The following is a 5,118-nucleotide window of genomic DNA, read 5'->3' as shown; positions in this document are numbered from 1 at the left end:
TCGGGACGGCCTTCGCGACCAGGCCGGGTACTTCGGCTCATGTTGTGGATACCTGGTGCAGCGACGATTGTGAATGCCATCCGAACCCTCCAGATCCTGTACCAGGAAAATCTCCAGGAGGACCGGAAAGCGAGTCTGTCCGGAACCGTTTCCGTCCTGAGAGCGGATGACCTCTACCTGAACGAAGCGCGGGTCTCGCGGTCACGAACGCCGGCCCAAAGCCACACACGGTGGATTCTCGCTGATACGGGCATCTCAGGGCCATGGCGGGCATCGCTTCCCCTGTCGGCTTACGTTCGCGCCCAACTTCGTGAGGATGCGGCAAACTTCAAGACACAGCTCATGGCCCCAAGCCCTGATGACCGCGCATTCGCTCAAGCGACGTTGGCCAGTGCCTACTTGGGAACGGCAGATCTACTGCATGGGTCCGAGGCCGACCTTGACCTCATCGATAGGGACCTCGAGCTGATTGACGGGAAGATCGCCCAAGACATACGCGCGGCGATATCCGCACGCAGGCAATTGCATGCGGAACTGGCCCCGCTTGCCAGGACGCAACGGGGCAATTGGGTGCTGGGTCTTCGTGAGGGCTTGCGGGCTGTGGCGCGTGCAGGCAATGCGGATAAGAAAAGTGCAAGTCCCTAGTGGCCTCGGAAAAACTCGAGCTCTAATCAATGATCAGTACTCCTGCAACTGGTGTCTCGAAAGCATAGGGATTTGGAGCACGGGAGTTATGAGACACATTAAGTTGAACCAGAACTCGGCCCGTCCCTAAGTTTTGAATTCAGCTCGTCGTAACGCCTCAGCGGGTGCCGGTGCTTATGGATGGGTGAGAGAACGTCCGGGTCGGCAGGGCGGCTCACCATTACTATCTGCTTGAGACACGAGGACGAAGCCGGTCGCCCGTTCGAGAGTCGGAGAGCCGAACATCCCGGGCCGGCGTGCGAAGCCGCACAAACCCGCCCCAATACAGGAGCGGGTCTTGCTGTTCCGATCGGCCAAATTGGCTTTAGGTCACCGTTGCTTAGTCATTTCGGTAGCACTGTACGGCGACTTGGAAAGCACCAGATCCATTGCCTGGGACGTCGTCGTTGATGCGCAGGTACAGGTGCCCCTGGTTTGGTGTCTGATCCAGCCGGGCGTAACGGCCAATCGGGAAATAACCCGTGTCGAGTTTGCCCAGCAGTTGAAACGGATGGACGCCTGGTAGCGGGAATTTGGGGTCGTGGTCTCTGTGGTTCCAGCCATTGGGTCCGTTGAGTCCTGTCCACCAGACGCCGGCCCAAATGGACCCGCTGGCGTGGAAGATGAGTGTGTCGCCCGCCCTAACGTCCACGTGGGTGTCAACGTCCTCGTCGCGCTCGTTCACTTGTACTCGCCGTGAAGCGTGCAGATGCCATGCCATTGTCTTCTTCTTTCAATAGGTGTTTGTCGTGGGTGGTATGAGGCCCGGGATCCACCAAAGTTAGGGCCGCCGGATTGTTGTTGTTATTGCAGAGGTTCTAAAGTCACCCCCTGGGACTCCGAGGAGTTGTGCAGGTGAGACTTCAGGTCAGGACTCTCTGACGTAGCTGTAGCCATCAAGGGAGAGGATCGAAAATGTGTGGCCGAACGCATTGGGGGAAGTCTGGAATGCCCATTGTCGAGCCTGTTTTTTCCCAGTGACTTCAGATGTGAACGTCATCGTTTCCAGTTGGAGAGCGACAACTCCCCTATCCCAGTAGCCGTGCCTTGAGTTGGACAGTTCGTACCGACCATCGCTCGTCAGTGTCAGCCAGAACTCCCCTGGGTCGGGGCCGCCGTTCCACTCCCCGACGAGTTCATTTGGGATGGCGGTTCTGGCTGCTGGCCCTGTAGTAGGGGTTGGGCCGGGAGGGTGGTGGGGACCCGGGGTTGGGGTGCAGGCTGATAAAGCAAGCGCCACGATGAGAATGACCAAGGCCAAGGGAGTAGCCACTGCGGTCCTTGCGCGATGATTGAGACTGCCGTTGTCCATCATTGCCGTGCCTTTCCTTTGAATGGTGCCCTTCCTGTTCTGAAAGGTGCGTCCAGAGTGCGCGTCTGGCACCTCTTCCCGCGTCGACCCGGAGAACCCATTCGTCGGTGCATCCACGGGTGCAGCGGAATCAATCGGGAGGCTGACAGCTGACCCGTTGTGCGGGATACTTTGCGTCATGCAGGCAGAGCCAAAGTCCCACTAATCTTCGTGGGCTACTCTCAGGAACCACGGAAGCTTCGCGTCGTCCTCATCGATGACGAGGAGTTGGTCAGGGCCGGGCTGACCCTGGTGCTGGCAACCGAACCTGACATTGAGGTTGTAGGAGAGGCCGGAGACGGCCAGAGCGGGCTGGAGATTGTTGCCGGGCTTCAGCCTGATGTTGTCGTGATGGATATTCGAATGCCGACGATGGACGGCGTCGCGGCAACGAAGATCCTTACCTCCGAGGGGTTCAATCTCAATGGGGCAGGGGCCATTCCCGTTCTGATTCTCACGACTTTCAACGATGAACAGGCTGTCCATGCGGCCCTTCGTGCCGGGGCTTCAGGCTTTCTTCTGAAGAATTCAGCCCCAAAAATACTGGCGGCGGCGATTCGTGCTCTGTCCAAAGGCGCCGGCTGGCTTGACCCGAACGTCACCAAGGGACTCCTCGAGGAGTTCTCCTCCAGGCCTGAGCCCCTCATTCCGAAGGCCCCCAAGTCCAGCGGCTTGACCGAGCGGGAAATGGAGGTGCTCACGGCCATCGCGAACGGGATGAACAACTCGCAGATAGCCGAGAAGCTCTTTCTGAGCGAAGCGACTGTAAAGACCCACGTGCATCGAATACTGATGAAGCTGGGAGTTACGGACAGGTCTCAAGCAGTATCCGCAGCGTTCCGATGGGGTCTCGTCAGGTCGGACGACCGATAGCGTCCTCGCTTCCGCGTTTTGGCGTGAGCGTCTACACCTTGAGATGTACCCGTCAGTGCACCCCAAAGGTTGACGCTTAGATCTGCAATGCGGCGCACACTACTGATAGGCAGTGTCGCGTTTGAGGACTCTGTCTCATCTTTTTGGCGGGACGTAAGGAGGAGCCGTGGTTTCCATTGGATCGCGCATCGGCCCAGTCCAAGCCCCATGGGGTGTCGACCGACTGCGAGTGAGGGCCACCGACGTCGCGACGGCCGCGCTAGCCATCGCCTACGACGCGAGCAACTTCCTAGTGAATGCCCCTGGCATGATCCCGGACTCCTGGATGCCTGCGGGTATTTATCTGTTTACGGGAGCCTGGGTGCTCATCTGGAGACATAAGGCGCCGCTGCCAGTGCTGGCGATAATCATGGTGCACGTAACCCTGTTCGTTACGTTGTTCTTCGGAGGCCCCCTCAACCCACGCGGATACGAGTACGGCGCTTACGTTCCCTACGCGACCCTTTTGGTGGCGTTGGCTGCCGTCGCAGCGAACGTGCCGATTCGCCGGTCCATACCTGTATCCCTGGCAGCCGTTCTCCTGCTCGTCCTGCTGCAAGAAGACGTTCCGGTCATGGTGAACTCTTCCCCCTGGATTATCTACTCGAGCGTCACTGGCGGTGTCCTGGCGTGGTCATGGGGATGGATTACCGGACGAAGCCGCCGTCGAATTACAGCCCTGGAGGAAGAGCGGCAGAAGGCTCTCGAGGCGGTTGAAACCGAACGGGCCCATATCGCCAATGAACTTCATGACATAGTCGCCCACGCCGTCACAGTGATGATGCTCCATGCCGCAGGGGGACGCCGAGTCATCGAAACTGACCCGATCCGTGCCGCTCAAGCTCTGGACGTCATTGAGACCGTCGGAACGGAGGCAACCCAAGAGCTGGCCCGATTACTCGGGGTTCTAAGGCCGAAGGATGGGTCAGCCGCAGACGATGGCCTCGGGCCCTTCCCCGGATTGGGGGACGTAGGCCAGCTCATCTCCACCGTCCAATCAGCTGGAGTGAACGTTTCCCTCGTTGAGCAAGGTGAACCCCGAAAGCTGGGCATCAGTGTTGGCCATGCTGCATATCGAGTGGTTCAAGAAGCACTCACCAACATCACGAAGCATGCTGGGCCCGGGACGAACGCTACAGTCACGATCACCTGGGAACAGGATTCTGTCGGCCTTGTCGTTTCCGATGATGGAGCGGGTCAGGCGCCCATGACCCGATCAGGGAAAGAATCCGGGTTCGGGCTACTTGGACTCCGGGAACGGGTAGCTGTGGCAGGCGGTAGCGTGACGTGGACGTCTCAGGACCTAGGGTTTGTCGTCGATGCCAAGATTCCAGTGACGAACTGACCTAAAGCCACGCCTGTTTAGAGCAGCAGGTGCATGCAAGGCAGGGTCAGGAAGAGCAGACGGGGCGCCACCGGTCAGGAAGAGCAGACGGGCTCCCAGGCTCTTAAGGAAAGCGCAAGCACCTCTTCCCGGTATTCCGGCGTGTAGCCAACGATCCGCATCATCCAATGATGCTAGCCCCGATGTACTCACCCTGTGCTCGCCTCGGGACGCAGCACTTGGCGTCTCGTAACCCTTGGGATACGAGACGTCTCACCCACCGAACGACCGCACTGACGGCGGTACCTTAGTTCGCCTGAGTTCATTCGACGCTTTCTCGTAATCCTTCGTTTGCGAGAATCTTTAACCCGTCCGCAAATCACCCCCCAGGTACAACCAATTTGGCATAAGCGTGCTTTCCAACCAGGGCACTGGATGACAAGGAACGTCAAGGAAGGCCGCCGATGCCCCACAAGTGTGTTCTACGGCAGCTGGGTCCGTTCCCAAACAATTCGTTGTATCCGAATTAATGACTCACTGAATTGGGAATCTCGACGGGCTAGCCGTTCATAGATATGCAGCAGTTCGTTCCAGGACACAGTGGCTTCCGTATTCATTCCGGCGTCAGCGAGCCGGTTGGCCAGGTTGTTCAGCGCTCGGGCGACGTGGGGTTCGTACAGGGCGGGGTTGGCAGCGGCCAGCCGTTGGCGGATTGTCACGGATTCCTGGGCAGCGTCCAGGGCTTCGGCAGAACGATCCCCGGCTTCAGAGAGCCGGTTGGACAGGGTGCTCAGTGCTAGGGCGAGGTCGGGTTCGTGCAGGGCGGGGTTGGCAGCGGCCAGCCGCT

The 5,118-nt window shown here is 59.0% G+C and carries 4 protein-coding genes; 2 read left to right on the top strand and 2 right to left on the bottom strand.

Annotation, left to right across the window (positions count from 1 at the left end; translation table 11 throughout):
* Nucleotides 1–1,024: 1,024 nt before the first annotated feature.
* Complete coding sequence (locus P2Q66_RS03025) at nucleotides 1,025–1,405, bottom strand: hypothetical protein (RefSeq protein WP_275725464.1); 381 nt, start codon at nucleotides 1,403–1,405, stop codon at nucleotides 1,025–1,027.
* Between the two features lie 801 nt (nucleotides 1,406–2,206).
* On the opposite strand from P2Q66_RS03025, the gene P2Q66_RS03020 reads away from it, so the two are divergent.
* Together P2Q66_RS03020 and P2Q66_RS03015 are read left to right on the top strand one after the other, a co-directional pair.
* Nucleotides 2,207–2,908 carry a response regulator transcription factor gene (locus tag P2Q66_RS03020; RefSeq protein WP_275725462.1) on the top strand — a complete coding sequence of 234 codons (702 nt, stop codon included), beginning with the start codon at nucleotides 2,207–2,209 and terminating at the stop codon, nucleotides 2,906–2,908.
* A 166-nt stretch (nucleotides 2,909–3,074) separates the two neighbouring features.
* Nucleotides 3,075–4,292, top strand: coding sequence for a histidine kinase (locus P2Q66_RS03015; RefSeq protein ID WP_275725460.1), 1,218 nt, complete (start codon nucleotides 3,075–3,077; stop codon nucleotides 4,290–4,292).
* A gap of 461 nt (nucleotides 4,293–4,753) precedes the next feature.
* Here the strand turns inward: P2Q66_RS03015 and P2Q66_RS03010 are convergent.
* On the bottom strand, nucleotides 4,754–5,118 hold a 365-nt coding region (locus P2Q66_RS03010; RefSeq protein WP_275725459.1), incomplete at its 5' end, for a hypothetical protein.

Origin of the sequence: Arthrobacter sp. Cr_A7 (assembly GCF_029222765.1) — a bacterium.
In the GTDB taxonomy this organism is placed as follows: Bacteria; Actinomycetota; Actinomycetes; order Actinomycetales; family Micrococcaceae; genus Arthrobacter.
This window is presented reverse-complemented; position numbering and strand designations above follow the sequence as displayed.

What these genes read in the sequence shown, in the direction of transcription:
- P2Q66_RS03025 (WP_275725464.1), bottom strand. Translation starts at nt 1,405, where the DNA reads ATGGCATGGCATCTGCACGCTTCACGGCGAGTACAAGTGAACGAGCGC.